The following is a 26211-nucleotide window of genomic DNA, read 5'->3' as shown; positions in this document are numbered from 1 at the left end:
AGGCAGCCGGGCAGGACGCCTCCGCCAGCGCGGTCCGGGCCGCGAGCGCCTTGGAGATGCGCCGCGAGTTCGCCGCATGGCTCAAGAGCGGCGGCCTCCCGGACCTCACTGATGTCTCCCCCACCGCGTCAGAACGGCCGCCCGGCACAACCCTTGGTTAGTTCTCGCTCGGTGCGCACCGGGCCAGTTAAGCGGGGGCCCTTCCTCTACCGAATCCGTTAACAAGGGCCCCTTCCTTACATCTCCTCGCGGGCGTTGCGGGGCAGGAGGAACGCGCCGGCGACGGTGATCAGCACCAGGCCCAGCTCCGCGACGAGCGTGACCCGCACCGCGTGCCCGACACCGCCCGACGCGGCGTCGAAGAAGACGGTGCCCAGCAGCGCCACCCCGAGCGCGCCGCCGAGCTGCTGGACGGCGGTGAGCGTGCCGGAGGCCGAGCCGGTCTCCTCCTCCTCCACGCCGGAGAGCACGATGTCGAAGAAGGGCGCCATCACCAGTCCCATCCCGAGGCCGACCGCCAGCAGCGCGGGCACCAGCCGCCACGGGGTGACGTCGTCGCCGATCAGGCGCAGGGTGAGCAGCATCCCGGCGACGCCGGCCAGCACCACCACGAGGCCGAGGTGGATCAGTCGCCGGCCGAGACGCCGGGCGAGGCCCATGCCGGCCAGCGCGAACGCGAGCACCATGCCGAGCGCCTGCGGCACCGAGGCCAGGCCGGTGCGCAGCGGTGACCAGCCCAGGCCGAGCTGGAGATAGAGGCTGAAGACCAGCGAGAAGCCGGTGAGCGCGGTGAAGAACGCCAGGCCGGCGACCAGGCCGCCGGTGAAGGCACGACGGCGGAACAGCGTCGGCACGACCAACGGGTCCCGGCCCGCGCGCTGCCGGGCCCTCTCGTAGCGGACGAAGACCGCGAAGACCAGCGCCGCGCCGACCGGCATGGCGAGCGTCCAGCCGGGCCAGCCCAGTTCGCGGCCCTGGACCAGCGGGTAGAGAAGCAGCACCGCGCCGAGCGAGACGAGCAGGACGCCGGGCAGGTCGAGCCGGGTGGCCCGGGACGCCCGGGACTCGGGCAGGAGGCAGAGCGCGCCGAGCGCGGCGAGCAGGCCGAGCGGCACGTTGATCAGGAAGATGGCCCGCCAGCCGGTGCCGGCCAGGTCGGCGTCGACGAGCCAGCCGGCGAGGATCGGGCCACCGACGGCGGAGAGGCCCATCACCGGGCCGAACGCGCCGAACGCGGCGGCCAGTTCGTCGCCCGAGAACATTTCCTTGATCAGGCCGAGCCCCTGCGGGAGGAGCAGAGCGCCGAAGAGGCCCTGCACGACGCGGGCGGTGATCAGCGTGCCCGGGCCGGCGGCGAGCGCGCACAGGGCCGAGGCGGCGGTGAAGCCGATCACCCCCACCAGGAACATGCGGCGACGGCCGTACAGGTCACCGAGTCGGCCGCCGGTGACCAGGCCGACGGCCATGGCCAGCGTGTAGCCGGCGCCGAGCCACTGGATGAGGGCGGGCGACCCGCCGAGGTCGGCCCGGATGGCCGGGCCGGCGAGGTTGGTGACGAGCACGTCCAGCAGGTCCATCACCTCGGCGCTGAGGATCACCGCGAGCGCGATCCAGCGCCAGCGGTGACCGGTGCCAGGTGTTCCCGCCCGCTCCGGCGTCACGGTTTCGATGGTCATGGGCTCCCCCGATCGGTCGAACGGCGTTCGTTGTCGAACACTGTTCTAGCAACGAACAGCGTTCGCGGCAAGTACGATGTTCGAGTCCCGACCGTCGGAGGTGTCCGTGAGCGACCAACCCGCCCCGCCCTGGCGCACCCGCGCCCGCAGCCGGCCGGCCCCCGGCCAGCCGCTCAGCCAGCAGGCCGTGGTGGACGCCGCGCTCGCCCTGATCAGCCGGGAGGGTCTGGGGGCGCTGAGCATGCGGCGGGTGGCCCAGGAGCTGGGCACCGGGCCGGCGTCGCTCTACGCCCACGTCTCCGGCAAGGAGGAGTTGCTCGAACTGCTCGTCGACCGGGCCAGCGCCGACATCGTGGTCCCGGCGCCGGACCCGACCCGGTGGGCCGCGCAGATCCGCGAGGTGGCCTGGGCGGCATACCGCGTCTACGCCACCCACACCAACCTGGCGCTCGCCTCGCTCGCCACCATCCCCACCGGCCCGAACGCGCTGCGCGTCACCGAAGGGATGCTGGAGATCCTGCTCGCCGGCGGCGTACCGCCCCAGCGGGCGGCCTGGTTCCTCGACCGGCTCTTCCTCTACATCGCCGGCGACGCCTACGAGGGCGCGCTGTACGCGGAGAAGGCCCGCGCCGCCGGGCAGGAACCGGCGACATGGTGGGCCAACCTGCACCGACAGCTCCGGGCCTACTACGAGGGCCTACCGGCGTCGACCTACCCGCAGGTCCTGGGCCACCTGGACGAGCTGATGGCCGGCGCTGGCGACGAGCGCTTCGGCTTCGGCCTGGACCTGCTGATCGACGGCCTGGCCGCGAACGCGCCGGCCGGGAGTGAGGGCCGCCGGGCCGGGTAACCCGCGCCATGGGCGTACCGACCGGACGTGTCGACACGATCGTGCTCATCCACGGTCTCTGGATGACCTCGCGGAGCTGGGAGCACTGGGCCGACCGCTACGCGGCCCGGGGCTTCCGGGTGCTCACCCCGGCCTGGCCGGGCATGGACCGCGAGCCGGCGGAGCTGCGGGCCGACCCCACGCCGATCGCCGGCCAGCGGATCCCCACGATCGTCGACCACTATGCGGCGATCATCCGGGAGCTGCCCCGCCCGCCGATCGTCATGGGCCACTCGTTCGGCGGCCTGATCGCCCAGTTGCTGCTCGACCGCAGGCTCGGCGCGGCAGTCGTCGGCGTGCACCCCGCGCCGGTCAAGGGCGTGCTCAAGCTGCCGCTCAGCACGCTGCGCTCCGGGTTCTCCATCCTGCACAACCCGGCCAACCGCCACCGCGCGGTGCCGTTCACCGCCGAGGACTTCCGGTACGCCTTCGGCAACACGCTCACCCAGGCGGAGTCGGACGCCGCCTGGGAGCGGTACGCCGTCCCCGGCGCCGGCCACGTGCTCTTCGAGGGCTCGTTCGCCAACCTGGACCCGGACTCGGCCACCGAGATCGACCGCAGGCGCGACGACCGTGCCCCGCTGCTGATCACCGCCGGCGGCGAGGACCACGTGATCCCGCCGTCGCTCGCCACCAGCCTGGCCAACCTCTACCGCGGCTCGACCGCGATCACCAGCTACCGGGAGTTCCCCGGCCGGTCGCACTTCGTCGGCGGCGAGCCGGGCTGGGAGGAGGAGGCCGACTTCGCGCTGGAGTGGGCGGTCGAGGCCGCCAACGAGTTCTCCCCCACCGTGGTCAGCGAGTCGCCCCGGCGTGCCACTGGATGAACAACGTCGCCGCCCCCGACCCAACATCTGGCCGATATCACGATCAGAGCGTGTCGTAGACGTCGCCACGGTGGCCCAAGTGGATCACGAGGACGACCAGCTCACCGTCGCGGACGGTGTAGATGATGCGGTAGTCACCGACCCGGATCCGTAGCAGGCCGGGGTGACCGGTGAGCGCCTTGACACCAGCCGGGCGGGGCTCGATAGCCAGCCCGGCGAGAGCGGCGACGAGGCGGGCCTGTACGGGCTTGTCGAGCTTGCGCAGCAGCTTGGCCGCGGCTCGATCGATCTGCACGGTAAAGACCTGCTCGGACGGCACGGTCACAGGCCCAGCTCGTCACGCAGTTCACTGAGCGGGACAGGGGTATCGCCGGCATCGATCCGAGCGAGGGCGTCGCGGGCCGCCGAGACGTCGGCAGCGTCCTCTGCCCGTTCGATCGCTTCGGCCAAATCGGCGGGGACGATGGCGGCCAAGCGCTGCCCACGACGGGTGACGTAGGTGATCCGGCCGGCGTAGTGAGCACGGGACACCACATCCGCGAGGCTGTCGCGGGCATCGGAGATCGGAAGTTCGGCAGCGGGCTCACTCATGCTCTGATTGTACAGGCCGTACGAAACGTACGAGTGCACGCAGATCTCACGCCATTCACACGGCTGCCGGGGCTGGTGTGTTGGTGGGTGGGGCGGGTATCACGGAGCGATGAGGGCGAGTTTCCGGCTCGGGAAGGTCGCGGGCGTACCCGTCGGCGTCAACTGGAGTGTCCTGGTCATCTTCGTGCTGATCGCCTGGACGCTGTCGGCAAGCCTGTTCCCGCGCTCGTACCCCGGCCACTCCGTGGTCGCCTACGTCGCCGCCGGCCTGGCCGCCGCGGTGGTCTTCTTCCTCGGCCTGCTCGCCCACGAGGTGTCGCACGCGGTGGTGGCCAAGCGCAACGGCATCGAGGTCGAGGGGATCACGCTCTGGCTCTTCGGCGGCGTCGCCGAGTTGAAGGGTGAGGCGAAGGACCCGGGTGCGGAGCTACGGATCGCCGGCGTCGGGCCGCTCGTCAGCCTGGTCATCGGCGTGGTGTTCGGCGCGATCGCGGTGGCGGTCGCGGTGGCCGGCGGGCACGGGCTGCTGCTCGGCGCGCTGTCCTGGCTGGCCGGCATCAACGTGCTGCTGGCGCTCTTCAACGTGCTGCCGGCCGCGCCGCTCGACGGCGGGCGGCTGTTGCGCGCGGCGGTGTGGAAGGCCACCGGTGACCGGACCCGGGCGTCGGTGGTGGCCGCCGGCGCCGGTCGGGTGCTGGGCATCGTGCTGATCGGCCTCGGGTTGTGGCGGTTCCTGTCCGGCGCCGGCTTCGGCGGGCTCTGGCTGGCGCTGATCGGCTGGTTCCTGATCGGCGCGGCCGGCATGGAGGAGCGGCAGGCGCGGATGGGTGACGCGCTGCGCGGCATCCGCGTCGGGGACGTGATGACGCCGCAGCCGCAGACCGCGTCCGGCGACCTGACCGTGGCCGACTTCGTCGACCACTACCTCTTCGCGTACCGGCACTCGGCGTTGCCGCTGACCGAGAACGACCGGCCGGTCGGCCTGGTCACGCTGGACCGGGTACGCGGCGTCGCGGCGGACCGCCGAGCGTCGACCACGCTGGCCGAGGTGTCCTGCCGGGCCGACGAGCTGGTGTTGGCCCGGCCGGACGAGCAGCTCACCGACCTGCTCCCCCGGCTCAACGAGTGCACCGACGGCCGGGCGCTCGTGGTGGTGGATGACCGGCTGGTCGGGATCGTCTCACCGAGCGACATCAGCCGCGCGGTGCAGCGCGGCAGCATGCGCGCGCCGACGCCCGCCGGCCGCTGACCCCGGCCGCGCCGCAACGCGACGGGCCGGACGTCAGTCTCGGGGGAAGTAGCGGTCCATCTCGTCGGTACGGAACTTCCCGGTCGGATCGTAGGAGAGCAGCAGCGCGGCGAAGTCGGCGTGCCGGGGGTACGCGGCGGCCGGGTCGCGGTCGAACAGCTTGCCCCAGTGCGGGCGCGGCGCGAACGGGGCGAGCCGCTGCTCCACCTCGGCCAGCACCGGGGCCACCGCCACCGGGTCGCCGACCCAGGTGAAGTGCAGCGCCAGCGTGTCCCGGCGGAAGTTCGGGCTCAGCCACAGCTCGTCGGCGGCCACCGTCCGCAGCTCGCAGATCTGGAGCACGGCGGCGATCCGTTCGGCGACCGGGTCGAGCGCGGCGAGCGCCGCCGCCGCGTCGGCGCGGGTCACGTGCCACTCGGACTGCAACTCGTCGCCGCTGCTCGGGGTGAAGCCGAGCCGGAAGTGCGGCAGCCGCTCGTGCCAGGGACCGGGCTCGCCGAACTGGGCGGTGCAGTGCTCCGGCGACATGCCGGGCACCGGGTGCTGCGGCGTCTCGGCGGCGACGGTGTCCAGCCAGTCGGCGGGGGGCGGCGCCTGGTCGGCGTACTGCTTGATCCACACCTGGTCGAAGCGCTCGGACCGCCAGTCGGTGAAGACGCTGACGCTGTACGCGGCGCCGAGCGCCTCGTCCAGCGCCGCCCGGGGCAGGCCGAGCCGGACGTACTGGCGCACCGCGTAGGTGGGGACCACGTCGAGCGTGACCCGGGTGACCACGCCGAGCGCGCCGAGGTTGACCACCAGCCCGGCGAAGGTCGGGTCGGTCCGGTCGACGGTGCGCAGGTCACCGTCGGCGGTGACAAGTTCCAGGGCGGCCACGGCGGCGGCCAGGTTGCGGTTGGCGACGCCGGAGCCGTGGGTGGCGGTGGCGACCGAGCCGGCCACCGAGATGTGCGGCAGCGAGGCGAGGTTCGCCAGCGCGTACCCCTTTGCCTGGAGCGCGGTGGCCAGGTCGCCGTAGCGGAGTCCGGCGGCGACGGTGACGGTGCCGCGGTCCGGGTCGAGCGCGACGGTGGGCGGCAGCCCGTCGAGCGCGATCTGCGCGCCCGTGGTGTCGCCGAGCCGGTTGAACGAGTGGCCGGTGCCGACGGCCCGGACCCGGTCCGCGTCGGCGACCAGCCGGCGCAGCTCGTCCAGGGTGGTGGGCCGGTGCCGGGTCCGGGCCGACCAGCGGACGTTGCCGGCCCAGTTGGTGTCGGTCATGCGCTGCATCATCCGCCATCGCGGGCGGGCAGGGTTGCTCCGGGGTCGAAGCGGGAATCCTGGGCGGATGAGCAGCTACCGCGACCCGAGCCTCCACGGTGACGTGTACCCGTCGGAGGAGGAGATCGACCCGACCGGCGTCGACCCGGACGAGACGGAGGCCGGACCGGACCGGCCCGGGGCCAGGACCGGGAACAGTGCCGGGACCAGGACCAGCGCCGAGGCCGGACCGGAGCGGACCGCGCCGGTGCCGACGCCGGAGCCCGAGCCGGCCCCGACGCCGCACCCGGGGCCGCCGCCGCGCGACGGGCGGAGCCGGTCGATCGTGACCCGGCACCTGGACGGCTCCGTCGAGGTGGTGACCGACCTGGACGGCGACGGGGTGGCCGACGTGGTGCAGGTCGACATCGACGGCGACGGCGTCCCGGACGTGATGTACCTGGACAGCGACCGGGACGGCCGGCTCGACACCGTCCGGCGGGCGTAGGCCCGCTCAGAGCTGCGGCATCACCTCGGCGGCGACCAGCTCCAGGTGGTCCAGGTCGGCCAGGTCGAGCACCTGGAGGTAGGCCCGGGCGCTGCCCGCCTCGGCGTACCGGCCGAGCGTGTCCACCACTTCGGCGGGCGTGCCGGCGGCGCCGTGGGCGCGCAGCTCGGCGGCGTCCCGGCCGATGGCCTCGGCGCGGCGGGCCACCTCGGCGTCGTTCCGGCCGCAGCAGAGCACCAGCGCGTTGGACCAGACCATCGTGGACGGGTCCCGGTCGATCTCGGCACAGGCGTCCCGCACCCGCTGGAACTGCGCCGTGGTGTCCTCGACGGAGACGAACGGCAGGTTGAACTCGTCGGCGTAGCGGGCGGCCAGGCGGGGGGTGCGCTTCGGACCCATGCCGCCGAGCAGGATCGGCGGGCGGGGCCGCTGCACCGGCTTGGGCAGCGCCGGTGAGTCGCTGACCGGGTAGTGCTTGCCGGGGAAGTCGAACGTGGATCCGGCCGGCGTGGACCAGAGCCCGGTGATGACCGCGAGCTGCTCCTCCAGCCGGTCGAACCGCTCGCCCACAGACGGGAACGGGATGCCGTACGCGGTGTGCTCCTCGGCGTACCAGCCGGCGCCGATGCCCAGCTCGACCCGGCCGCCGCTCATCTGGTCGACCTGCGCCACGGTGATGGCCAGCGGGCCGGGCAGCCGGAACGTGGCGGCGCTCATCAGCGTGCCGAGCCGGATCCGGGTGGTGTCGCGGGCCAGGCCGGCGAGCGTGGTCCAGGCGTCGGTGGGGCCGGGGTCACCGCTCACCGAGCCCATCTTCAGGTAGTGGTCGGAGCGGAAGAACGCGGCGAAGCCCGTCTCCTCCGCCCGGCGCGCCACGGCGAGCAGCTGGTCGTAGCTGGCCCCCTGCTGAGGCTCGGTGAAGATCCGAAGTTCCATCCCCCGAGCATAGGGCCGCCGGGTCCCTGATCTCAGGTCGCGCGGGTCGGCAGGTCCGGCAGCGTGATCGCGGTGGCCGCCCGGCGGATCGGCTCGGCCACCCGGCTGATCATCCGCTCCCGGCCGGGCAGGCGCGGCAGGAGGCGCAGCATCAGCGTCTGGAACCGGATCTGCCCGGCCGAGCCGAGCACCATGCCCTTCAAGTTGCGCTCGGCAAGCGCCTGGTTCGCCGCGACGAACGGCCGCATCCGACGCTCGTACGCGGCGAATCCGGCCGCCGGGTTCCCGCCCGCCTCGGCCAGCGCGGCGGCCAGCACGTACGCCCCGACCAGCCCGAGGCTGGTGCCCTGGCCGGACGCCGGTGAGGCGGCGTAGGCGGCGTCGCCGACCAGCCCGACCCGGCCGGCCGACCAGCTCACCATCCGCACCTGGCTCATCTCGTCGAGGTAGAGGTCGGGCGCGTCGGGCAACGCGGCGAGCAGCTCGGGCACCCGCCAGCCGGCCCCGGCGAAGGCCCGGCCCAGCAGCGCTCGCTGGGCGGCCACGTCACCGCGGTCGCCGGCGTCGCCGTGGTCTCCCGCGTCGCCGGGCGAGCGGAAGAGGAACAGCGCCCGGGCGTCGGGCGCGCCCGCGGTCCGGTAGACGCCCACGCTCCGCCCGGGTGCCGGGTGCAGCAGCTCGACCCGTTCCTCGCCGAATCCGGCCGGCACGGTGCAGATGGCGATGTGGTGCCCGAGCGGGCGCAGGTGGCGCGACGCCGGGCCGAACGCGAGCCGCCGTACCGTCGAGTGCAGCCCGTCGGCGCCGATGACCAGGTCGAAGCGACGGCGCGGGCCCCGCGCGAAGGTCACGTCGACTCCGTCGGCGTCGGCGCGCAGCGCGGTGACCGAGTCGTCGAAGCGGTGTTCCACGTCGCCGGCGGCGGCCCGCAGGATCCGGGTCAGGTCGCCGCGCATGATCTCGACGTCGTCGTCCGATCGGCCGCCGAACAGGGCGGCGTCCATGGTGGCGAGCTGCCGGCCGCGCCCGTCGAGGAAGCGGGCCAGCCGCATCCCGGTGTCGTGGGCGCGCACCTGCCCGGTCAGGCCCATCCGGTCCAGCACGGTCAGGGCCGCGCCCCGGACGTCGACCTTGTAGCCGCCGTCGCGGGGCGCGGGGGCCCGTTCCACGACTGTCGGCCGGAGGCCGTGGCGGCGCAGCCACCAGGCGAGCGCGGAGCCGGCGACACCGCCGCCGGAGATCAGGACATCGGTCATGACAGCGACGGTACGGGTGTGTCAGACGTTTGTGCAAGACAGATGTTCAAGATTCTCGGTACGCTGCTCTCCATGGGAAATCGGGAAGATCTCCTCGCCGGCGCGAAGCGCTGCCTGATGGCGAAGGGCTACGCCGCCACCACCGCCCGCGACGTCGCCGCCGCGGCCGGCACCAGCCTCGCCGCCATCGGCTACCACTTCCGCACCACCCGGGCGCTGCTCGACGAGGCGCTGTTCGAGGCGATGGCGGAGTGGGGCGAGGAGCTGGACCGCGCACTGGCCCACGACGCCGACCCGGACGCCGACCCGGAGCAGCGGTTCGAGCTGGCCTGGGAGCGGATCATCGAGTCGATCGTCCGGCTGCGCCCGCTCTGGGCGGTCCAGTTCGAGCTGATCGCCCGGATGGACCGCGCCCCCGAGCTACGCGAGGCGTTCGCCGCCGCCAACCGCCGGGCCCGCCTCGGCCTGGCCGAGGTGTTCCACCGGTTCGGCCCGGGCACGGACGAGGGCACCGCGCTCACCCTCGGCGCGTTCCACCAGGCGCTGCTCGGCGGCGTGGCCGCCCAGTGCCTGGTGGACCCGGACGCCGCGCCCTCGGCGCAGGAGCTGACCCGTGCGCTGCGGATCGTCGCCCGGCAACTGGGCCCCGACGAGGCGCCCGGCCGCACCGGCTGACCCGCCGGCCGGCGGGGGCCGCACTCGACGGGAATCGTCGCCGCCCCATTACGGAATGGAACGGCGGAGCCGACCGTAATCCGCGACACGGTCGGTCGGATATGACAATCGCGTGACGATTGGTTATCAGTTTCTTCATATGCAACAGTCTGCGTCGATAACCGGAAACAACGCTCCTACCAGCGGAAACGTCGTCCGGAGAAGCGTGGCGCGCGCATACCGGATGCCCTCGACGACCGAATTCGACCGCCGGTTTTTGTGTGGTGGTCCACATTCCCCGCAGTGCCGGTTGGATTAATCGCGATGGCGTCGGTAGGTTTCCTTGCCGGCCCTCATGGCCCGCACGTGACCGAAGTTGATATCACGGACGAGACCGAAGACCGCCGCCGCCGGCACACCCCGCCGACGGCCGGCGTCGGAGAGGGGATCGTGTCCGCGCTCGCAGTGCAGTCGCTCTACAAAATATTCGGGAACCGAGCTGACGAAGCGGTAAGACGCCTGGCGGACGGCGCGCCACGCGCCGAGGCCCTGGCCGGCCTGTCGGCCACGGCCGCCGTCATCGACGCGACCTTCGACGTACGCCCCGGCGAGATCTTCGTCGTGATGGGCCTGTCCGGCTCCGGGAAGTCGACCCTCATCCGGATGCTGAACGGCCTCCTCCGGCCCACCGCGGGCACCGTGCGGGTGGACGACGTCGACCTGACCTCGCTCAAGCCCGCCGCCCTGCGCAAGCTGCGCCGAGACAAGATCAGCATGGTCTTCCAGCACTTCGCGCTCATGCCGCACCGCACGGTGGCGGAGAACGCCGGATACGCGCTCGAGGTCGCCGGCCGACCCAAGGCCGAACGGCGCGAGCGCGCGATGGACGCGCTGCGCATGGTGGGCCTGACCGAGTGGGCGGACCACCTCCCGCACGACCTCTCCGGCGGCATGCGGCAGCGGGTCGGCCTGGCCCGCGCGCTCGCGGCCGGCACCGACATCCTGCTCATGGACGAGGCGTTCTCGGCGCTCGACCCGCTCATCCGGCGGGAGATCCAGGACCAGCTCCTGGAGCTGCAGGCCGAGCTGGGCAAGACGATCATCTTCATCACCCACGACCTGAACGAGGCGATGCGCCTCGGCGACCGGATCGCGGTCATGCGGGACGGCCGGATCGTCCAGATCGGCACGGCGGAGGAGATCCTCACCGACCCGGCCAACGGGTACGTGGCGCAGTTCGTGGCCGACGTGGACCGCACCCGCATCCTCACCGCCGCCTCGGTGATGGAGAAGCCGCACCACGTTCTCGACATCAGCGCCGGCCCGCGGGTCGCCGCCAAGGCGCTGCGGGACACCCAGACCTCGGTGGTCTACGTGACCGGCCCGGGCAAGCGTTTCCTCGGCACGGTGACCGAGGACGAGGTGCTGCGCGCGCTGCGCGAGAACCGGACCACCCTCGACGGGTACGTCTCGACTGAGCGGGTCCGCACCGTCACCGAGGACACCTCGGTCGCCGACCTCTTCGCCGACTGCGCGGAGAGCCAGCACCCGGTGGCCGTCCTCGACGAACGGGGCCGGCTGGCCGGGGTGATCCCCCGGATCACGCTGCTCAGCGCCCTGGCCAGCGGCACGCCCGAGGAGCCGACAGTCGAAGAGGAGATCCCGGCATGAGCCTGCGCGAATTCCCGCTCGACGCCGCGCTGCCCCGGGTGCCGCTCGGCGAGTGGATCGAGACGGGCGTGGACTGGGCCACCCGTACCCTGGGCCCGCTCTTCGACGCCGTCACGGCCGTGGTCGAGGGACTTGTGGGCCCGCTCGAACAGCTGCTCAACGGCGTGCCCGCGGTGGCGGTCGTGGCGGTGCTGGCCGGGCTCGGCTGGTGGCTGCGCGGTTGGAAGTTCGCCCTCGGCGCGGCCGTCGGCCTCCTGTTGGTGGCCGGCATGCCGTACTGGGAGGAGACCATGAGCACGCTCGCGCAGGTGCTCGTGGCCAGCCTGCTCGCCCTGCTGCTGGCGATCCCGTTGGGCATCTTCGTGGCCGAGAACAAGCGGGCGTCCGCGGTGGCCCGGCCGGTGCTGGACTTCATGCAGACCATGCCCGCGTTCGTCTACCTGCTCCCGGCGCTGTTCTTCTTCGGCATCGGCACCGTGCCGGGCGTGCTGGCCACGGTGGTGTTCAGCATGCCGCCCGGCGTCCGCCTGACCGAGCTGGGCCTGCGCCAGGTCGACAAGGAGATCGTGCAGGCCGCCGAGTCCTTCGGCGCGCCGCCGTGGATGGTGCTGCTGCGCACGAAGGTGCCGCTGGCGCTGCCGACCATCATGACCGGCGTCAACCAGGTGATCATGCTGTCCCTGTCCATGGTGGTCATCGCCGGCATGGTCGGCGCCGGCGGCCTCGGCGACGTGATCATTTTCGCGTTGTCCCAGGTCGAGGTGGGTGCCGGGTTCGAAGGCGGGATCGCCGTCGTGGTCCTCGCCGTCGTGCTCGACCGGCTCACCGACTCCGCGGGCGACCGGTTCCCCTCCGCCCGGGCCCAGCGCCTGGCGCGCGAGGCGGCCTGACCGGTAGCCCTCCTCGCCGGCACCCCCGGTTCCGCCCACGCGAAACCACCGGCAACCCCGCAAGGAAAGGAAGTTCTGTGTTTACGACGATGAAGCGCGTTCTCGCGCTGGCGGTGACCGCCGCTCTGGCCCTCGGTGGCGCGACCGCCTGCGGCGACGAGTCCGACGGCGCGTCCGGGTCCGGCGGCGACAAGAAGATCACCATCGGTTACATGGCCTGGGACGAGGCGATCGCCGCCTCCCACCTGTGGGAGAACATCCTCAAGGAGAAGGGCTACGAGGTCCAGCTCAAGAACCTGGAGGCCGGTCTGGTCTACGGCGGTCTCGCCAACGGCGACATCGACCTGTTCCTGGACGGCTGGCTCCCGCTGACCCACGCCTCCTACATGGAGAAGTACGGCGACAAGCTGGAGAAGCTGGGCGTCTGGCACGACGACGCCAGCCTCAGCATCGCGGTGCCCACGTACGTCGAGGGCGTCGACTCGCTTGCGGACCTGGCCGGCAAGGCCGGCACGTTCGGCGGCGAGATGATCGGTATCGAGCCGGGCGCCGGCCTCACCAAGGCCACCCAGGAGCAGGTGATCCCGCAGTACGGCCTGGACGGCGCGATGAAGCTGAAGACGTCGTCCACCCCGGCCATGCTGGCCGCGCTCGACGGCGCCATCAAGGACAAGAAGCCGATCGTCGTCACGCTCTGGCACCCGCACTGGGCCTACGCCAAGTACGAGCTGAAGGACCTGGCCGACCCGAAGGGCACCCTCGGCCAGGCCGAGCAGATCAACACGTTCGCCCGGCTGGGCTTCGGCGAGGACTTCCCCGAGGTCACCGACATGCTGAAGAAGTTCAAGATGGACGGTGACCAGCTCGCCTCGCTGGAGGACCTGATGTTCAACGTGCACAAGGGCGACGAGGAGAAGGCGGTCGAGGAGTGGCTGAAGGCCAACCCCGACTACCTGAAGACGCTCGCCTGAGCGATCCCGCGCACGACCGGGGCCCCGCCGATTTCGGCGGGGCCCCTCGGCGTTCACCCGTCGAGGTGGTCGGCCGGCGCGGTCTGCAAGAGCCAGGCCAGCGGCATCCGAGCGTGTTCGGCGTACCGGCCGTCGCCGGTGAGCTCGTGCAGCGTCACGGTCTGCGGACCGTCGCGATCCACCACCCAGTAACGCGGAATGCCGGCCGAGGCGTACTCCCGGACCTTGGTCACCGAGTCCATCGCCTCCGAACCGGGTGAGACGATCTCGACAGCCAGCACCAGATCGGTCACGGTGGACCAGACTCCGCGCCCGGGCGGCTTGCGCCACACGCTCAGGTCGGGGATCCGCCCGCCGTCGCCGCTGCGCCCGGGCACCCGGACGCCGACCGCCTGGAGCACCTGCTCGGGCGGCCAGCCCGCCCTGATCAGCCAGGCGAAGAGGCGACTCGCGATGATCGCGTGCTCGGAGTCGGGCGGCGGCATGACCGACAGGACCCCGTCGGGGCTGGTCTCGTAGCGGTGACCGTTCGGGTCGGCGGCGTTCATCGTCGCCACGTCGTCGAGCATCACGACGGCGGGCATGTGCATGCCGACGGCCTCAGCGCTCATGCCGCCATCCTAGGTGAGAGACCGGCTCGGACACGCCCACCGGCGCTGCGGAGGTGGCAAGATCGCGTGCGTGACGAGTGTGTCCCGCAGGTACGGCGCGCTGCCCCGGATCGTGCGGCCGGAGGCGTTCGCGGACGTCCCGCCGGACCGGCTCCTGGCGCTGCTGGAGGCGGTCACCATGATCCTCACCATCCCCGGTCGGGCCGCCGAGCGGGTCGACGCGCTTGTCGTGCCCACCGGGCAGGGCGAGGACTGGCGGCTCACCGACGCGATCCGCGCCTGGGAGGCCGGCCCGGCGCTGCGTCACCTGCTGGTGGCCGGCACGAACCCGGCCGAGCGGACCCACCGGCCGCTGACACTCGACCGCCTGCGCGATCTCGGCCTGCGCCGGGTCGACGGCGTCGTGCTCCAGGCCGAGCCGGCCACCGACACCGGCCGGCAGGCCGCCTGGATCGTCGACCGGGTCCGGGCCCTGGGCATCGGCAGCGTGGCGCTCGTCGTCTCCCCGTACCACCTGGTCCGGGTCTATCTGACGGTGCTGCGGGCCGCGGACGCCGCCGGGCTGCGGCTTCCGATGGTCCCACTGCCGGTCGCGGTCGCTCCGCACGAGCCGGTCCCGGAGACCGGCGCGGCCGGCTACGACCTGGTGGCCGGCGAGGTCGGGCGGCTGCTGCGCTACGCCGACGAGGGCTGGGTCGCGAGCCCGCAGCGGCTGCGCGACCACCTGCGCTGGCTCTGGACCGCGCACCGCCCCCTGCTCGTCGGCGAATAGGAACAGCGCCGCTGCCAGCGGCGTGTGCGTGCGCTGCCAGCGGCGCCGGCCATGGTCGGTGCCATGACATACGCATTCGAGGCGGAGGGCCTGGTCAAGCGGTTCGGTACGACGACCGCGCTGGCCGGGATCGACCTCGCCGCACGACGGGGGACCGTGCTGGGGGTGCTGGGGCCGAACGGCGCCGGCAAGACCACTGCGGTGCGGATCCTCGCCACCCTGCTGCGCCCGGACGGGGGCCGGGCCACGGTCGGCGGCCACGACGTGGTCGCCGACGCCGGGAAGGTACGCCGGATGATCGGGCTGACCGGGCAGTACGCCTCGGTCGACGAGGATCTGACCGGCACCCAGAACCTGGTGCTGATCGGCCGGCTGCTCGACCTGAGCGGACGCGACGCCCGGGCCCGGGCGGCCGAGTTGCTCGCCTGGTTCGACCTGACCGAGGCGGCCGGACGCCCGGCCAAGACGTACTCCGGTGGCATGCGCCGCCGGCTGGACCTGGCCGCGAGCCTGGTCGGCCGGCCGGACGTGATCTATCTGGACGAGCCGACGACCGGCCTGGACCCGGCCAAGCGCGAGGAGATGTGGGGCGTGGTCCGCTCGCTCGTCGACGACGGCTCCACGGTGCTGCTGACCACGCAGTACCTGGACGAGGCCGACGCGCTCGCCGACGAGATCTCGGTGATCGACCACGGCCGGGTGATCGCGCACGGCACCCCGGGCGAGTTGAAGCGGATCGCCGGCACCCAGACCATCGTGGTCCGGCCGACCGAGCCGGACCGGATCGGCGACGTCGCCGACATCCTGCGGGCCAGCACCGGGACCGATCCGGAACTGCCCCGACCCGGCCTGCTCACCGTGCCGGTGGACGACGACGCCACGTTCACCGCGGTGGTCCGCCGGCTCGACGACGCCGGCATCGGCGTGGTGGAGCTGGCGTTGCGCCTCCCCAGTCTCGACGAGGTGTTCTTCACGTTGACCGGCCACGGCGCCGGGGAACCCATGGAGGTGGCCGCATGACCACGATCACCCGCACGGCGGCCACGCCGCCCCGCACCAGCGCGCCCCGGGCCGGCTCCCGCCCGTTCGGGCTGGCCCGGCACAGCCTCGCGCTCGCCAGACGCAGTCTGATCAAGACGCTGCGCACGCCCGAGCAACTGCTCGACGTGACGCTCCAGCCGATCGTCTTCGTGCTGATCTTCGTCTACCTGCTGGGCGGCGCGATCTCCGGCTCGCAGCACGCCTACCTCCAGTTCCTCCTGCCGGCGATCATGGTGCAGACCGTGCTGTTCGCGTCCATCGCGACAGGCGTCAGCCTCAACACCGACATCGAGAAGGGCGTCTTCGACAGGTTCCGCAGCCTGCCGATCGCCAGGTCCGCGCCGCTCGTCGGCTCCGTGGTCGGCGACCTGGTCCGGTTCGTGGTCTCGATCTCCGTGCTGCTCGCGTTCGGCTACGCGATCGGCTTCCGGATCGGCACCGATCCGCTGTCCACGCTTGCGGCCTGCCTGCTGACCATCGCGTTCGCGTTCGCGGTCACCTGGATCGGCGTGCTGCTCGGCATGGTGATGCGCAGCCCCGGCGCCGTGCAGGGCACCGCGTTCCTGGTGTTGTTCCCGCTGACCTTCGGCACCAACATGATGGTGCCGACCGACACGCTGCCCGGCTGGTTGCAGTGGTGGGTCGGGGTGAACCCGGTGGCCGACGTGATGGAGGCGGCCCGGGGCCTGATGATCGGCGGTCCGGTCGCCGGGCCGGTGACCCGGTCGCTGCTCTGGACCGTGGCGATCATCGCGGTCTGCGCGCCGCTCGCCGTCCGCGCGTACCGACGCCGCGCCTGACCTGTCTCACCGAGCCGGGTCGCCGCCCACGAACGCGAGGGCGTCGGCCCGGCTCAGGCCGTGCCCCCGGGCGTACGCGGCGGCGTAGCGGTCGTCGCCCAGCTCGGCCCGCAGCCGCTCGGCGAGCCGCTGCGCGTCCGGGTTGGACCGGTCCGGCCAGCCGCGCAGCGAGTCGGACGTGCCGAGCATCTCGGCGGCCCGCTCGTACCGACCCTCCGCCTCGGCAATCGCCACCCAGCCGACCGCCATGACCGCGATCACCGGCATGTCCCGGGCGGCGAGGCCACGGACGGTGGCCTCGGCCAGGCACCGGCGTGCGCCCGGCACGTCGCCGCGGGCGAGCGCGAGGTGACTCATCGCGGCCAGCAGCAGCCCGCGGAACTGCGGCGCGACCAACGGCGCGGCCTCCTGGCGGCGCATCGCGTCGGCGAAGCACTCCTGCGCCTCGTCGAGCGAGCCCTCCAGCCGGGCGATGTCGCCGAGCGTCATCAGCCCGAACGCGGCGTCCCGGCCGTCCCGGTCGGCCACCCGGTCGGCGACGAACCGGCGCAGCTCGGCCTTGGCCCCGGCCGCGTCACCGGAGCGGGCCCGGATGGCCGCCAGCCAGATCAACTGGAAGCCCGGCTCGGCGCCCGGGGTGAGTTCGCGGACCAGCCGGGCCGACTCCTCCAGCGCGGCGGTGGCCGCCGCGAAGTCTCCGCGCTTGGTCAGCGCGTCGGCGTAGTTGCTCAGCACCATCGACAGGCTCCACCGCTCGCCGACCGCGCGCAGTTCGTCGACGGCGCGGATCGAGTCGCGCAGCATGCCCTCGCCGTCGCCGTCGTTCTCCCGGATCTGGCTGCGCATCGCCAGCAGCGTCCCGTCGGTCCACGGGTCGGGGTGCCCGCGCGCCCGGTCCACCGCGGCGATCCCGGCGGCCGTGTCATCCGTGAAGATCGACAGCGCCGGTTCGAGCAGCGCCACGATCGGATGGTCCGTGCCCTCCGCCGCCCGCACGGCTGCGGTCAGTTCCGCGACCTGCTCGTCGGTCGGCTCGGCGGCGTTGTGGAACATCTCCGTGATCACCCGGATGGCGAGCACCACGGCCCGCTCCGCCGCCGGCGCCGGCCCGGACAGCGCGAGCGCCCGGGCCAGCACGTCACCGCCGATGCCGCCGTCGTCGCCCCAGATGATCAGCGGCAGCGCCAGCGCCGCGCCGATCCGCAGCGCGGTGTCGGCGTCACCGGCGTCGCAGGCGAAGTGCAGCGCGCCGACGATGTTCTCCCGCTCCACCGTCAGCAGCCGCAGCCAGGGCAACTGCCCGGCGGTACGCAGGTGCGGCTCGGCGGTCCGGACCAGGTCCCGGAAGTACGCCGCGTGCGCGGCGCGCGCCTCGACGGCCGCCCCGGCGGCGGCGAGCCGCTCCAGCCCGTACTCCCGGATGGTCTCCAGCATCCGGAACCGCCCGTCGCCGACCACCTGGAGCAGCGACTTGTCGACGAGCGCGTCCAGCAGCGCGGCGGCGGCCGGGCCGGCGACGCCGGCCGCCGAGTCGGCGGTGACCGAGGCGGGAAACACGGCGAGCCGCTCGGCCAGCCGGCGCTCGTCGTCGGTGAGCAGCCCCCAACTCCAGTCCACCACCGCCCGCAGCGTCCGGTGCCGGGGCAGCGCGGTCCGGCTGCCGCCGGTCAGCAGCCGGAACCGGTCGTCCAGACCGGCCGCGACCTGCCGCGGCGAGAGCGTCCGCAGCCGCGCCGCGGCCAGCTCGATGGCGAGCGGCAGGCCGTCCAGGCGGCGGCAGATCTCCACCACGTCCGCGACGTTGTCGCCGGTCACCGCGAAGCCGGCGCGCACGGCCACGGCCCGGTCGCGCAGCAACTGCACCGAGGGGTACGCGACCGCGTCGGCCGCGGTGACGTCGGCCGGCGGCAGGCGCAACGGCGGTACGGGCTCCAGCGCCTCACCGACGATGCCCAGCGGCTCCCGGGACGTGGCCAGTATCCGCAGCCCCGGGCAGCGGCCGAGCAGCTCCTCGGCGAGCCGGGCGGCGGCCTCGACGACATGCTCGCAGTTGTCCAACACGATCAGCGTCTCCGCGCCGGCGATGGCGTCGACAAGCCGCCCGAGCGTGTCGCGGAACGTGGGTCGGGCGGGTTCCCGCGGCAGGTCCCGCCGGCCGAGCGTGTCGAGCACCGCCCGCGGCACGTCGGCCGGGTCGGTGATCGGGGCCAGCTCGACCAGCCAGGCGCCACCCGGCACACCACCGGCCAGCCGGGCCGCCGCGACCCCGGCCAGCCGGGTCTTGCCGGCCCCGCCCGGCCCGATCAGCGTGACCAGCCGGTTGCCGGCGAGCAGCCCGGTGAGCCGGCGCAGGTCCTCGTCCCGCCCGACGAACGTGGTGAGCGCGGTGCGCAGGTTCCCCCGCGGCGCGACGGGCGCCGGCGACGGGCCCGCCTCGCCCCGCAGCACCGCCAGGTGCGCGGCCCGCAACTCCGGCGAGGGGTCCACCCCCAGCTCGTCGGCGAGCCGCTCGCGGATCCGCTCGTACGCGCCGAGCGCCTCGGCGGGTCGCCCGGCGGCGGCGAGCGTCCGCAGGTGCAGCGCGGCCAGCCGCTCCCGCAGCGGATGCGCGGCGGTCAGCTCGTCCAGCTCGGCGACGAGCAGCTCCGGCCGGCCGGTGGCCAGCTCCGCCTCGATCCGGTCCTCCTGCGCGGTGAGCCGCAACTCGGCCAGCCGCACCCCGGCGGCGGTCGCGTAGGGCGCGTCGGCCACCTCGGCCAGCGCCGGACCCCGCCACAGCGCCAGCGCGTCCCGCAACATGGCGAGGGCGGTGTCGGCGTCCCCGGCGCGCAACGCCTCCCGGCCCGCGCGGGCCAGCCGCGCGAACCGCTCGGCGTCCACGTCGTCGGGGTCCAGGTCGAGCCGGTAGCCGGCCGGACCGCTGCGTACTCCCAGGCCGGGCACGGCCCGACGCAACCGGGACACGAGCGTCTGCACCGCGTTCGCGGTGTCGGCGGGCGGCGCGTCCGCCCAGAGCGCCTCGGCCAACGCCGGCACGCTCACCGGGCGGCCCGGGTCCAGGGCGAGACGGATCAGCAGCGCCCGCAGCCGCGCCCCGGCGACGTCGACCGCCTGCCCGCCGTCGCGGACCTCCAACGGCCCGAGTATCCCCACCCGCACGCTGTCACTCTCTCACCCGCGTGCTTTCTCCAGCCGTCGGGCATGACGGGCCAGGTCGAAGGCGACGAGGCAGCCCGCGCGGTCGGGACCAACCGCACCGGGATCGGTTCCCTCTCCGGGCAGGCCGATCTGTCCGGTGACGGGGACGCCGCCGGAATCGCCGCGGACTTCGTTCCACATCCACACGGGTGAGCGCCTCTGACATCAGCGGCGCCCCCGGCCACCCGAGGCGACCACAGCTCGCCTTCACATCCGCCCGTCCGGTCCTCCCCCGCCGCCTGACCGCACCTCGCCACACCCCCCTCCACGACGGGAAGGGTCCGCAACCCCTCGCCTCCGACGCCGCGATCATGAGGTTGACGGCGGTGTTGATCTCCGTTGATGCCGCCAACCTCATGATCACCCTCTCCTTGTCCGCTCAGCTGGGCCCTTCGGGGGCATGATCAAGGGGTTGCGTCAGAGTCGATCTCCGCGGCGACGCGAACCCCTTGATCAGCCGCCGACTTCCACCCGGCTGGACCGTTGTGGGTGGGTGGGGGCGGTTGTCGCCGCCCATGCGGGCCGGCGGTGGAATTGGGGTTCAGTCCGGTGGGGCGACGATCTGCGTGAAGATGATGACCAGCGCGGCCACCGCGATGACCATGGCTCCGAGGGCCGGGTTGACCGTCAGCGCCAGCACCAGCCCGACGAGGGCCAGCCCCATGGCCGCGACCACCACGCCGCGCTGCTTCCTGGTGAGGCGATACCACGCCGCACGCTGCCCGCCCATGACGCGAGGGTGCCACAGGTGGACACGGTCAGCATCTGTGAACGGCGTCGGGCGGTCGAGCGGAGGGCCAGGAACCGCTAGCGTACGGGCATGGCAGCGGTGGCGGCGGGACGCTTTCGCCGGACGCCGCTCGAACGGTCGGACCAGCGCGTCTCCTGGCGACGGACGGACCAGGCGTTCTTCGCCGCCGGGGCGTGCCACATCCTGGCCTGGGTGTGCCGGGACACCTACCCGGACCGGGCGATCGAGATGGCCGGGGTACGTTACTCCGACGATCCGCAGGTCTTCCACGTGTACGCGTTCTGGGCGGGGTGGGCGTTCGACCACTCCGGTTGGAACCCTGAGCCGGATCTGCTCGCGTCCAACCAGGACTTCGAACGCCGCCCATTGGACCGGGTGGCGATCGGTGACGACCTGGCTGCGTTCTGCCGGGCGCACCTCTCACGCATGCCGCACCAATACTGGCAGGACCCCCTCCCCCGGGCGCGCGACTACGTCCGCCGCTACCCGCCGCCGTGGGCGTAGGCGGTCACTCGTCCCCGTGGACGCGGGCGCTGGAACACGGCGTCGATGTCTCGTGTCGCTCGTCGTGCGTCGTAGGCCAAGGCCATCGCCGCCCCGCCGAAAACGTAAAGGTCCGCGACCACGCCGCGCTTCGCCAGGCGGTCACCGAGCCTGCGGAAGGCATCCTCGGTCGCGACACGGTCCAGGAGCGGATCATCAGAGTTCATGCCACATCCAACTCGTGCGCCGACACGTAGACACCACGGCGGCGGAAGGCGGCCGGCGCGTGGACGACCGCATCCACCCGGGCGGCGCTCGTGTTGAACGGGAACCAGAACCTGCGCAACGACCGCGTCTCGACCCACGGCGGCGCACCGCGCCCATCCTTCGCGCTCAGATGCTCGGCCAGGGCAGCGAGGAACACGTCCCAGTGCTCGTCTCCCGTGTATGCGGGTTCCCCTTCCAACAGCGTCCCGCGGTCTTCACGGGGTTCCCAGCGGTATTCCTCCAGGAACTCCGCCACCAACCGCCACCGCCGGCTGTCGTCCGCCCCGGTGAGCAGAGCCCCCAGGCGCGCCACGGTCAGCGGCTCGTAGCTCGCAGCATGCTTTCCCACCGTTCCCACGCTAGTGCAAGGGAGGGCACCGACAGGGCCCCGCCGCAGCTCGCCGCGGTCAATCGTCGCCTCGGACGCGGGCGTGCAGACGCATGTCGTGCCGGCCGTCGGCGTGGACGGCGTCGCTGCGCTTGGTGCCCTCCAGGCGGAACCCGGCCTTTACCGCGACCCGGCAGGAGGCGTGGTTGCGGGTCGAGTGGTCCAGGTACAGACGGTGGAAGCGACCCTCGGCGAGGGCCCAGGCGCTGACCGCCCGCAACGCCCGCGGGGCCACGCCCGCTCCCCGGGCGGCCGGGACCACCCAGTACGCGCAGCCGGCCACCCCGTCGGCGAAGTCCCAGCCGCCCACGGCCATCCGTCCCAACACCTCGCCGCCGCCCCGGGTCACCGCCCAGCTCGCCCCCGTCTCCCGCGCCCAGGCCCGGCGGTAGTGCGCGAACCATTCCCGGACCTGCTCCTCGGAGACGGGCCGACGGGTGTGCCAGCGCTGGATCTCCGGATCCTGGTAGGCGGCGAAGACCGTCGGCGCGTCGGCGGCCTCCCAGGGCCGCAGGACGACGCCGGCCCCGGCGGGGATCGTCGGCTGAGGCCCGGCGGCGATGGTGCCGGCGGTGATCGTCGGTGGTGTCGACAGTGGAAACCTCATCCGCTGATCCTTCACCACGCCGGGGAAATGTGGTGACACCGATGGGTGGGTCAGCGATGCTGCGGACCATGACCATCGTTCGCGCCAACCCGGAGGGCGTGCACTCCACCCCGGGATACCACCACGTCACCGTCGTTCCCGCCGGGCGTACCGCCCATCTCGCCGGCCAGTGCCCGCTGGACGGGGCCGGCGCGCTGGTCGGGACGGACGACGTCGACGCCCAGGTCGACCAGATCGCCGCGAACGTGCTCGCCGCGCTCCGGTCGGTCGGCGCGGGCCCGGAGCACGTCGTGCGTACCGTGATCTATGTGGTGAGCGCCGACCGGGCCGTGCTCGCCCAGGTGTGGCAGCGTTTCCTGGCCTCGCCGTTGGCACCCGCGTTCACCACCGCGAGCACCCTGCTCGGCGTCGCCCAGTTGGGCTTTCCCGGGCAACTGGTCGAGCTGGACGTGACCGCGGCCCTTCCCGAAACGCCGTAGGGCGGCTCGGGACGTCACCGGTCCTGGCGGCTGTCGTACGACTCCCGGGCGTCGAGCAGTTCGTCCCAGTGCCTCGCGGTCCAGGTGCACGCCGCCTCGATCGGTCCGAGCATGCTGCGACCGAGCGGCGTCAACTCGTACTCGACGTGCGAAGCACGCCCGGCGCGGACCGCGCGCGTGACCAGACCGTCGCGTTCGAGGGCGCGCAGCGACCGGGTGAGCACTTTCGGGGTGACCCGGCGCAGCGGCACGCGAAGCTCGGAGAACCGGCGCGGCCCACCCTCCAGGCACCGGATGATGAGCGCCGCCCACTTGTCGCCGAACCGGATCGGGTTGAGCGAGGACGGGCACAGCTCGTCGAACATGTCGGCGGGCAGCGGTTGCCTCATGGCGCCGACGATAGCCGGTATCCCCGAGGTAACCGCGACGCTCGATAGCGTCGGCGGCACCGGCCGGGCGTAGGGGTTCCGGCGATGGCGAGAGGCGTATCCACATGGACATCGTGGTCTTCGGGGCCGGCGGGCGCGCCGGGCGGCAGGCCGTCGCCGAGGCGCGGCGACGTGGCCACCAGGTCACCGCCGTGGTACGCGACCCGGCGCGCCACCGCGACATGGCCGACGCCCGGGTGGTGGCAGGCGACGTCACCGACGCGGCCGACGTCGCACGGGTGGCCACCGGACACGACGCGGCGATCAGCGCGGCGGTGGACCTGACCGTGCCGCCGCTCGACTTCTTCACCGCGTCCTCCCGCGCCCTGGCCGCCGGGCTGGCGAAGGCGGACGTACGCCGTCTGGTGGTCGTCGGCCTCGCACCGGTGCTTCCCGGCGCGTCGGGCGGCGCCCTGATGGACGAACCCGGCTTCCCGCAGGAATACCGCCCCTTCTACCTGGGTCACGCGGCGGGCCTGGCGGAGCTGCGGACGTGCGACCTCGACTGGGCGTACGTGGCGCCGGCCGGCGACTTCGACCGCGACGGCACCCGCACCGGGCGTTACCGGCTGGCCGAGCACGGCGATCCGGCCAGCAGGATCAGCTACGCGGACTTCGCGATCGCGTTGCTCGACGAGATCGACGCACCTCGCCGCCATCGTGGCACCGCCAGCATCGCGCAGGCGTGACCGGGGCGCGCCGCCCGCCGGCCGCCACGCCTGTGGGTCAGGCGTCGCGCCGGAGCGCGGACAGGCCCCACAACGCGGCTGCCCCGGGAACGCCGTGCACGGCGGTGCGCCGGCCGGGCGCCGCGTTCGGCGCCCGGCCGGCGGAGCGCGACACCTACAGGTACGGGCGGGTGATCAGCTCGATGGCATGGCCGGCAGGGTCCTTGAAGTAGACACCCCGGCCGCCGTGCTCGTTGTTGATCTCGCCGGGGCGTCGCATCTGCGGGTCGGCCCAGTGCTCGACGCCCTGGTCGCACAGCCGCCGATACGCGCGGTCGAAGAGGTCGTCGTCGACCAGGAACGCATAGTGCTGCATCTGGATCTCCACCGGCGGCTCGGCGAACTGGAGCAGCACGCCGTCGGTGAGCTGGACGTTTGTGAACGGGCCCCAGGACGGGGCCGCCGGCAGTTCCAGCAGTTCCCGGAAGAACCGGGCCGAGGCGTCGCGGTCCCGGGTGGCGATGATCGTGTGGTTGAACGTGACTGGCATGTGGTTGACCTCGCGGTGCTCGACACGAATGGAAACCTTCGCTGCGCAGGCCGCGCGGAGGTCCACGTGCCGAGCCGGAAAGGTGCTGATCGCGCACCCGCCGTGCGGTCAGCCCTCCACCGGATCGCCAATCCGTGCATGGCGTCGAGCCGGTCCGGTGTTCACGAGCGCTGACGCTACGTGACCGGACCGGCTGTGGCAATGACGGGCAACCGCCGGACCCGGCGGTTCATCGGCCCAGCCGAAACCGGGCGGCGAGGTCGTCGGCCAGGTCGAACACGTCCCGCGCGCCGTCGACGGTGACCACCGGCAGCCCTGACCGCGCGGCCTGGCGGCGGACTTCGGCGTCCCACAGTTCGTCGCGAGCCAGCCGCAGGGCGAGCGCCTCACCGTGGTCGCTCTCGCCCCAGTTCGCCCGGGCCCGGACCGGGTCGGCGAACCGCGCGCGTAGCGCCCCGTGCCGGAACGTCGGCGTGGGCAGCAGGAACGCCGCCTGCTCCGGCCATGTCAGCAGCGGAGCGACGTCGCGGGGCAGCGTGCGGAAGTCGTCGACCAGGACGGGCCGGTCCGCGGGCAGCGCCAGCAGGTCGTCCACCACGAAGCCGAACGTCTCCCCGTGCAGGCTCGGCATCGACGCGAAGACCTCCTGCGCGCTGCGGCCGTTCCACCGCTGCGCCCCCGAGGCGTGCAGTAACGCCCACAGGTAGGGCTGCTCCGCGGCGGTGCACCGACTGACGTAGCCGCGCTCCGCGTGGTCACCGTCGTAGATCAGCACGTCGTGGCGCTCGGCAAGCGCCCGGGCGAGGGTGCTCTTGCCCGTTCCGGTGCCACCCGCGAGCCAGCGCACATGCGACAGCCGGCGACCGAGGCCCACGTCGCGATTCTCGGTGGCCATGCCGACGACAATGCCAGAGCTTGACGAAGCCCGTGGTAAGTCGTAGCTTACCGTTCGTGGCCACTTACCGAATCGAGGATGGGTGGGACGCCCTGGGCGACCCGACGCGGCGGGCGATCATCGCGTGTCTCGCGGAGCGGCCGAGGGCCGTCGGCGAGTTGGCCGGGATGCTGCCGGTCAGCCGGCCGGCCGTATCGCAGCATCTGCGCGTGCTGAAGGACGCCGGCCTGGTGACGGACCGCACCGCGGGTACGCGGCGTGTCTACCGGCTCAATCCCGCCGGCGTGGCCGCGTTGAGAGATCAACTCGACACCTACTGGAGTCGGGCCCTGGACGGCTTCAAGGACGCCACCGAGCGTCCCGACGAGGAGGAATCATGAGTGGCACGAACACGGTGGTACGGCGGCAGATCGTGGTCGACGCGCCGGTCGAACGGGCGTTCGCGGTGTTCACGGCCCGGTTCGGCGACTTCAAGCCGAAGGAGCACAACCTGCTGGAGTCACCGATCGTGGAGACGGTGTTCGAGCCGAAAGTCGGTGGACACATCTACGACCGCGCCGAGGACGGCAGCGAGTGCGCCTGGGCCCGGATCCTCGCCTTCGAGCCGCCGGACCGCGTCCTGTTCAGCTGGGACATCAGCCCGACGTGGCAGGTCGAACAGGACCCGGAAAACGCCAGCGAGGTCGAGGTCCGGTTCGTCGCCGAGACACCGCAGCGGACCCGGATCGAGTTGGAGCACCGCAACCTGGACCGGCACGGTCCGGGTTGGGAGTCGGTTCGTGACGGCGTCGCTGACGACGAGGGCTGGCCGCTGTACCTGCACCGTTACGCCGACCTGTTCATCGATGCCAGCTAGCGCGACGGCGGAGCCATCTTGATCCTGGGTGGCGGTTCGTCGCGACGTGCGCCAGGGTGA

30 protein-coding genes are annotated in these 26211 nt (G+C 72.9%); 16 read left to right on the top strand and 14 right to left on the bottom strand.

What is annotated here, in order from left to right; all coding sequences use genetic code 11:
- Nucleotides 1-236: 236 nt before the first annotated feature.
- Nucleotides 237-1676 (bottom strand): MFS transporter, encoded by a 1440-nt coding sequence (locus tag O7602_RS06025; RefSeq protein ID WP_281587225.1) that lies wholly within the window; start codon nucleotides 1674-1676, stop codon nucleotides 237-239.
- Nucleotides 1677-1782: 106 nt separating this feature from the next.
- On the opposite strand from O7602_RS06025, the gene O7602_RS06020 reads away from it, so the two are divergent.
- Both O7602_RS06020 and O7602_RS06015 read left to right on the top strand, forming a co-directional pair.
- A complete protein-coding gene (locus O7602_RS06020) occupies nucleotides 1783-2526 on the top strand; it encodes a TetR/AcrR family transcriptional regulator C-terminal domain-containing protein (protein ID WP_281587224.1) in 744 nt (247 codons plus the stop codon).
- A gap of 62 nt (nucleotides 2527-2588) precedes the next feature.
- On the top strand, nucleotides 2589-3392 hold the full coding sequence (locus O7602_RS06015; protein ID WP_281587223.1) for an alpha/beta fold hydrolase: 804 nt from the start codon (nucleotides 2589-2591) through the stop codon (nucleotides 3390-3392).
- Between the two features lie 43 nt (nucleotides 3393-3435).
- On the opposite strand, the gene O7602_RS06010 is transcribed toward O7602_RS06015, so the two are convergent.
- Nucleotides 3436-3717 carry a type II toxin-antitoxin system RelE/ParE family toxin gene (locus O7602_RS06010; protein ID WP_281587222.1) on the bottom strand — a complete coding sequence of 94 codons (282 nt, stop codon included), beginning with the start codon at nucleotides 3715-3717 and terminating at the stop codon, nucleotides 3436-3438.
- Nucleotides 3714-3983: a type II toxin-antitoxin system prevent-host-death family antitoxin gene (locus tag O7602_RS06005; protein ID WP_281587221.1), complete on the bottom strand. Its 270-nt coding sequence runs from the start codon at nucleotides 3981-3983 to the stop codon at nucleotides 3714-3716. The genes O7602_RS06010 and O7602_RS06005 overlap by 4 nt, the downstream gene beginning before the upstream one ends.
- A 109-nt stretch (nucleotides 3984-4092) precedes the next feature.
- Between O7602_RS06005 and O7602_RS06000 the strand changes: the two genes are divergently transcribed.
- Nucleotides 4093-5232, top strand: a complete 1140-nt coding sequence (locus O7602_RS06000) for a site-2 protease family protein (protein ID WP_281587220.1) — start codon at nucleotides 4093-4095, stop codon at nucleotides 5230-5232.
- Between the two features lie 33 nt (nucleotides 5233-5265).
- Here O7602_RS06000 and O7602_RS05995 read toward each other — a convergent pair whose 3' ends face one another.
- On the bottom strand, nucleotides 5266-6492 hold the full coding sequence (locus O7602_RS05995; RefSeq protein ID WP_281587219.1) for an FAD-binding protein: 1227 nt from the start codon (nucleotides 6490-6492) through the stop codon (nucleotides 5266-5268).
- Nucleotides 6493-6559: 67 nt separating this feature from the next.
- Here O7602_RS05995 and O7602_RS05990 point away from each other — a divergent pair, with 67 nt between their 5' ends.
- Complete coding sequence (locus tag O7602_RS05990; RefSeq protein ID WP_281587218.1) at nucleotides 6560-6979, top strand: hypothetical protein; 420 nt, start codon at nucleotides 6560-6562, stop codon at nucleotides 6977-6979.
- A 6-nt stretch (nucleotides 6980-6985) separates the two neighbouring features.
- Here O7602_RS05990 and O7602_RS05985 read toward each other — a convergent pair whose 3' ends face one another.
- On the bottom strand, nucleotides 6986-7915 hold the full coding sequence (locus O7602_RS05985) for an LLM class F420-dependent oxidoreductase (protein ID WP_281587217.1): 930 nt from the start codon (nucleotides 7913-7915) through the stop codon (nucleotides 6986-6988).
- Between the two features lie 32 nt (nucleotides 7916-7947).
- Nucleotides 7948-9171 carry an FAD-dependent monooxygenase gene (locus tag O7602_RS05980; protein WP_281587216.1) on the bottom strand — a complete coding sequence of 408 codons (1224 nt, stop codon included), beginning with the start codon at nucleotides 9169-9171 and terminating at the stop codon, nucleotides 7948-7950.
- 72 nt (nucleotides 9172-9243) lie between these two features.
- Here O7602_RS05980 and O7602_RS05975 point away from each other — a divergent pair, with 72 nt between their 5' ends.
- The 4 genes from O7602_RS05975 to O7602_RS05960 all read left to right on the top strand — a co-directional run bounded on the left by O7602_RS05975 (nucleotide 9244) and on the right by O7602_RS05960 (nucleotide 13357).
- Nucleotides 9244-9846: a TetR family transcriptional regulator gene (locus tag O7602_RS05975; protein WP_281587215.1), complete on the top strand. Its 603-nt coding sequence runs from the start codon at nucleotides 9244-9246 to the stop codon at nucleotides 9844-9846.
- 429 nt (nucleotides 9847-10275) lie between these two features.
- Complete coding sequence (locus O7602_RS05970) at nucleotides 10276-11496, top strand: glycine betaine/L-proline ABC transporter ATP-binding protein (protein WP_281587214.1); 1221 nt, start codon at nucleotides 10276-10278, stop codon at nucleotides 11494-11496.
- Nucleotides 11493-12386, top strand: coding sequence for an ABC transporter permease subunit (locus O7602_RS05965; RefSeq protein ID WP_281587213.1), 894 nt, complete (start codon nucleotides 11493-11495; stop codon nucleotides 12384-12386). The genes O7602_RS05970 and O7602_RS05965 overlap by 4 nt, the downstream gene beginning before the upstream one ends.
- Before the next feature lie 89 nt (nucleotides 12387-12475).
- Nucleotides 12476-13357, top strand: coding sequence for a glycine betaine ABC transporter substrate-binding protein (locus O7602_RS05960; RefSeq protein WP_281587212.1), 882 nt, complete (start codon nucleotides 12476-12478; stop codon nucleotides 13355-13357).
- Between the two features lie 53 nt (nucleotides 13358-13410).
- Here the strand turns inward: O7602_RS05960 and O7602_RS05955 are convergent, their stop codons facing one another.
- Nucleotides 13411-13968 (bottom strand): Uma2 family endonuclease, encoded by a 558-nt coding sequence (locus O7602_RS05955; RefSeq protein WP_281587211.1) that lies wholly within the window; start codon nucleotides 13966-13968, stop codon nucleotides 13411-13413.
- 70 nt (nucleotides 13969-14038) lie between these two features.
- On the opposite strand from O7602_RS05955, the gene O7602_RS05950 reads away from it, so the two are divergent.
- From O7602_RS05950 to O7602_RS05940, 3 genes are all read left to right on the top strand, one after another.
- Complete coding sequence (locus tag O7602_RS05950; protein WP_281587210.1) at nucleotides 14039-14740, top strand: ElyC/SanA/YdcF family protein; 702 nt, start codon at nucleotides 14039-14041, stop codon at nucleotides 14738-14740.
- Between the two features lie 63 nt (nucleotides 14741-14803).
- The gene (locus tag O7602_RS05945) at nucleotides 14804-15760 is read left to right on the top strand and encodes an ATP-binding cassette domain-containing protein (protein ID WP_281587209.1); all 957 of its coding nucleotides are present in this window, start codon (nucleotides 14804-14806) and stop codon (nucleotides 15758-15760) included.
- A complete protein-coding gene (locus O7602_RS05940) occupies nucleotides 15757-16581 on the top strand; it encodes an ABC transporter permease (RefSeq protein ID WP_281587208.1) in 825 nt (274 codons plus the stop codon). Before O7602_RS05945 ends, O7602_RS05940 begins: the two co-directional genes overlap by 4 nt.
- A gap of 6 nt (nucleotides 16582-16587) precedes the next feature.
- On the opposite strand, the gene O7602_RS05935 is transcribed toward O7602_RS05940, so the two are convergent.
- Nucleotides 16588-19740 (bottom strand): BTAD domain-containing putative transcriptional regulator, encoded by a 3153-nt coding sequence (locus O7602_RS05935; RefSeq protein WP_281587207.1) that lies wholly within the window; start codon nucleotides 19738-19740, stop codon nucleotides 16588-16590.
- A 580-nt stretch (nucleotides 19741-20320) separates the two neighbouring features.
- Nucleotides 20321-20509 (bottom strand): hypothetical protein, encoded by a 189-nt coding sequence (locus tag O7602_RS05930; protein WP_281587206.1) that lies wholly within the window; start codon nucleotides 20507-20509, stop codon nucleotides 20321-20323.
- A gap of 90 nt (nucleotides 20510-20599) precedes the next feature.
- On the opposite strand from O7602_RS05930, the gene O7602_RS05925 reads away from it, so the two are divergent.
- Nucleotides 20600-21034, top strand: coding sequence for a hypothetical protein (locus O7602_RS05925; RefSeq protein ID WP_281587205.1), 435 nt, complete (start codon nucleotides 20600-20602; stop codon nucleotides 21032-21034).
- Nucleotides 21035-21236: 202 nt separating this feature from the next.
- On the opposite strand, the gene O7602_RS05920 is transcribed toward O7602_RS05925, so the two are convergent.
- Nucleotides 21237-21629, bottom strand: a complete 393-nt coding sequence (locus tag O7602_RS05920; protein WP_281587204.1) for a hypothetical protein — start codon at nucleotides 21627-21629, stop codon at nucleotides 21237-21239.
- Between the two features lie 58 nt (nucleotides 21630-21687).
- Nucleotides 21688-22275, bottom strand: a complete 588-nt coding sequence (locus O7602_RS05915) for a GNAT family N-acetyltransferase (protein WP_281587203.1) — start codon at nucleotides 22273-22275, stop codon at nucleotides 21688-21690.
- A gap of 68 nt (nucleotides 22276-22343) precedes the next feature.
- On the opposite strand from O7602_RS05915, the gene O7602_RS05910 reads away from it, so the two are divergent.
- Nucleotides 22344-22754: a RidA family protein gene (locus O7602_RS05910; RefSeq protein ID WP_281587202.1), complete on the top strand. Its 411-nt coding sequence runs from the start codon at nucleotides 22344-22346 to the stop codon at nucleotides 22752-22754.
- Between the two features lie 14 nt (nucleotides 22755-22768).
- Here O7602_RS05910 and O7602_RS05905 read toward each other — a convergent pair whose 3' ends face one another.
- Nucleotides 22769-23143, bottom strand: a complete 375-nt coding sequence (locus O7602_RS05905; RefSeq protein WP_281587201.1) for a helix-turn-helix domain-containing protein — start codon at nucleotides 23141-23143, stop codon at nucleotides 22769-22771.
- A gap of 104 nt (nucleotides 23144-23247) precedes the next feature.
- On the opposite strand from O7602_RS05905, the gene O7602_RS05900 reads away from it, so the two are divergent.
- Nucleotides 23248-23871, top strand: coding sequence for an NAD(P)H-binding protein (locus O7602_RS05900; RefSeq protein WP_281587200.1), 624 nt, complete (start codon nucleotides 23248-23250; stop codon nucleotides 23869-23871).
- Between the two features lie 154 nt (nucleotides 23872-24025).
- On the opposite strand, the gene O7602_RS05895 is transcribed toward O7602_RS05900, so the two are convergent.
- Together O7602_RS05895 and O7602_RS05890 are read right to left on the bottom strand one after the other, a co-directional pair.
- Nucleotides 24026-24400, bottom strand: a complete 375-nt coding sequence (locus O7602_RS05895) for a VOC family protein (RefSeq protein WP_281587199.1) — start codon at nucleotides 24398-24400, stop codon at nucleotides 24026-24028.
- A gap of 229 nt (nucleotides 24401-24629) precedes the next feature.
- On the bottom strand, nucleotides 24630-25295 hold the full coding sequence (locus tag O7602_RS05890) for a hypothetical protein (RefSeq protein WP_281587198.1): 666 nt from the start codon (nucleotides 25293-25295) through the stop codon (nucleotides 24630-24632).
- A gap of 32 nt (nucleotides 25296-25327) precedes the next feature.
- Here O7602_RS05890 and O7602_RS05885 point away from each other — a divergent pair, with 32 nt between their 5' ends.
- Both O7602_RS05885 and O7602_RS05880 read left to right on the top strand, forming a co-directional pair.
- Nucleotides 25328-25675 (top strand): metalloregulator ArsR/SmtB family transcription factor, encoded by a 348-nt coding sequence (locus O7602_RS05885; RefSeq protein WP_348651326.1) that lies wholly within the window; start codon nucleotides 25328-25330, stop codon nucleotides 25673-25675.
- Nucleotides 25672-26151 carry an SRPBCC family protein gene (locus O7602_RS05880; RefSeq protein ID WP_281587196.1) on the top strand — a complete coding sequence of 160 codons (480 nt, stop codon included), beginning with the start codon at nucleotides 25672-25674 and terminating at the stop codon, nucleotides 26149-26151. The genes O7602_RS05885 and O7602_RS05880 overlap by 4 nt, the downstream gene beginning before the upstream one ends.
- Nucleotides 26152-26211 lie beyond the last annotated feature (60 nt).

The sequence above is a fragment of the Micromonospora sp. WMMD1128 genome (assembly GCF_027497235.1).
Classification (GTDB): domain Bacteria; phylum Actinomycetota; class Actinomycetes; order Mycobacteriales; family Micromonosporaceae; genus Micromonospora.
Note: the sequence above shows the minus strand (reverse complement) of the source record. Positions and strands in the feature narration are given on the sequence as shown.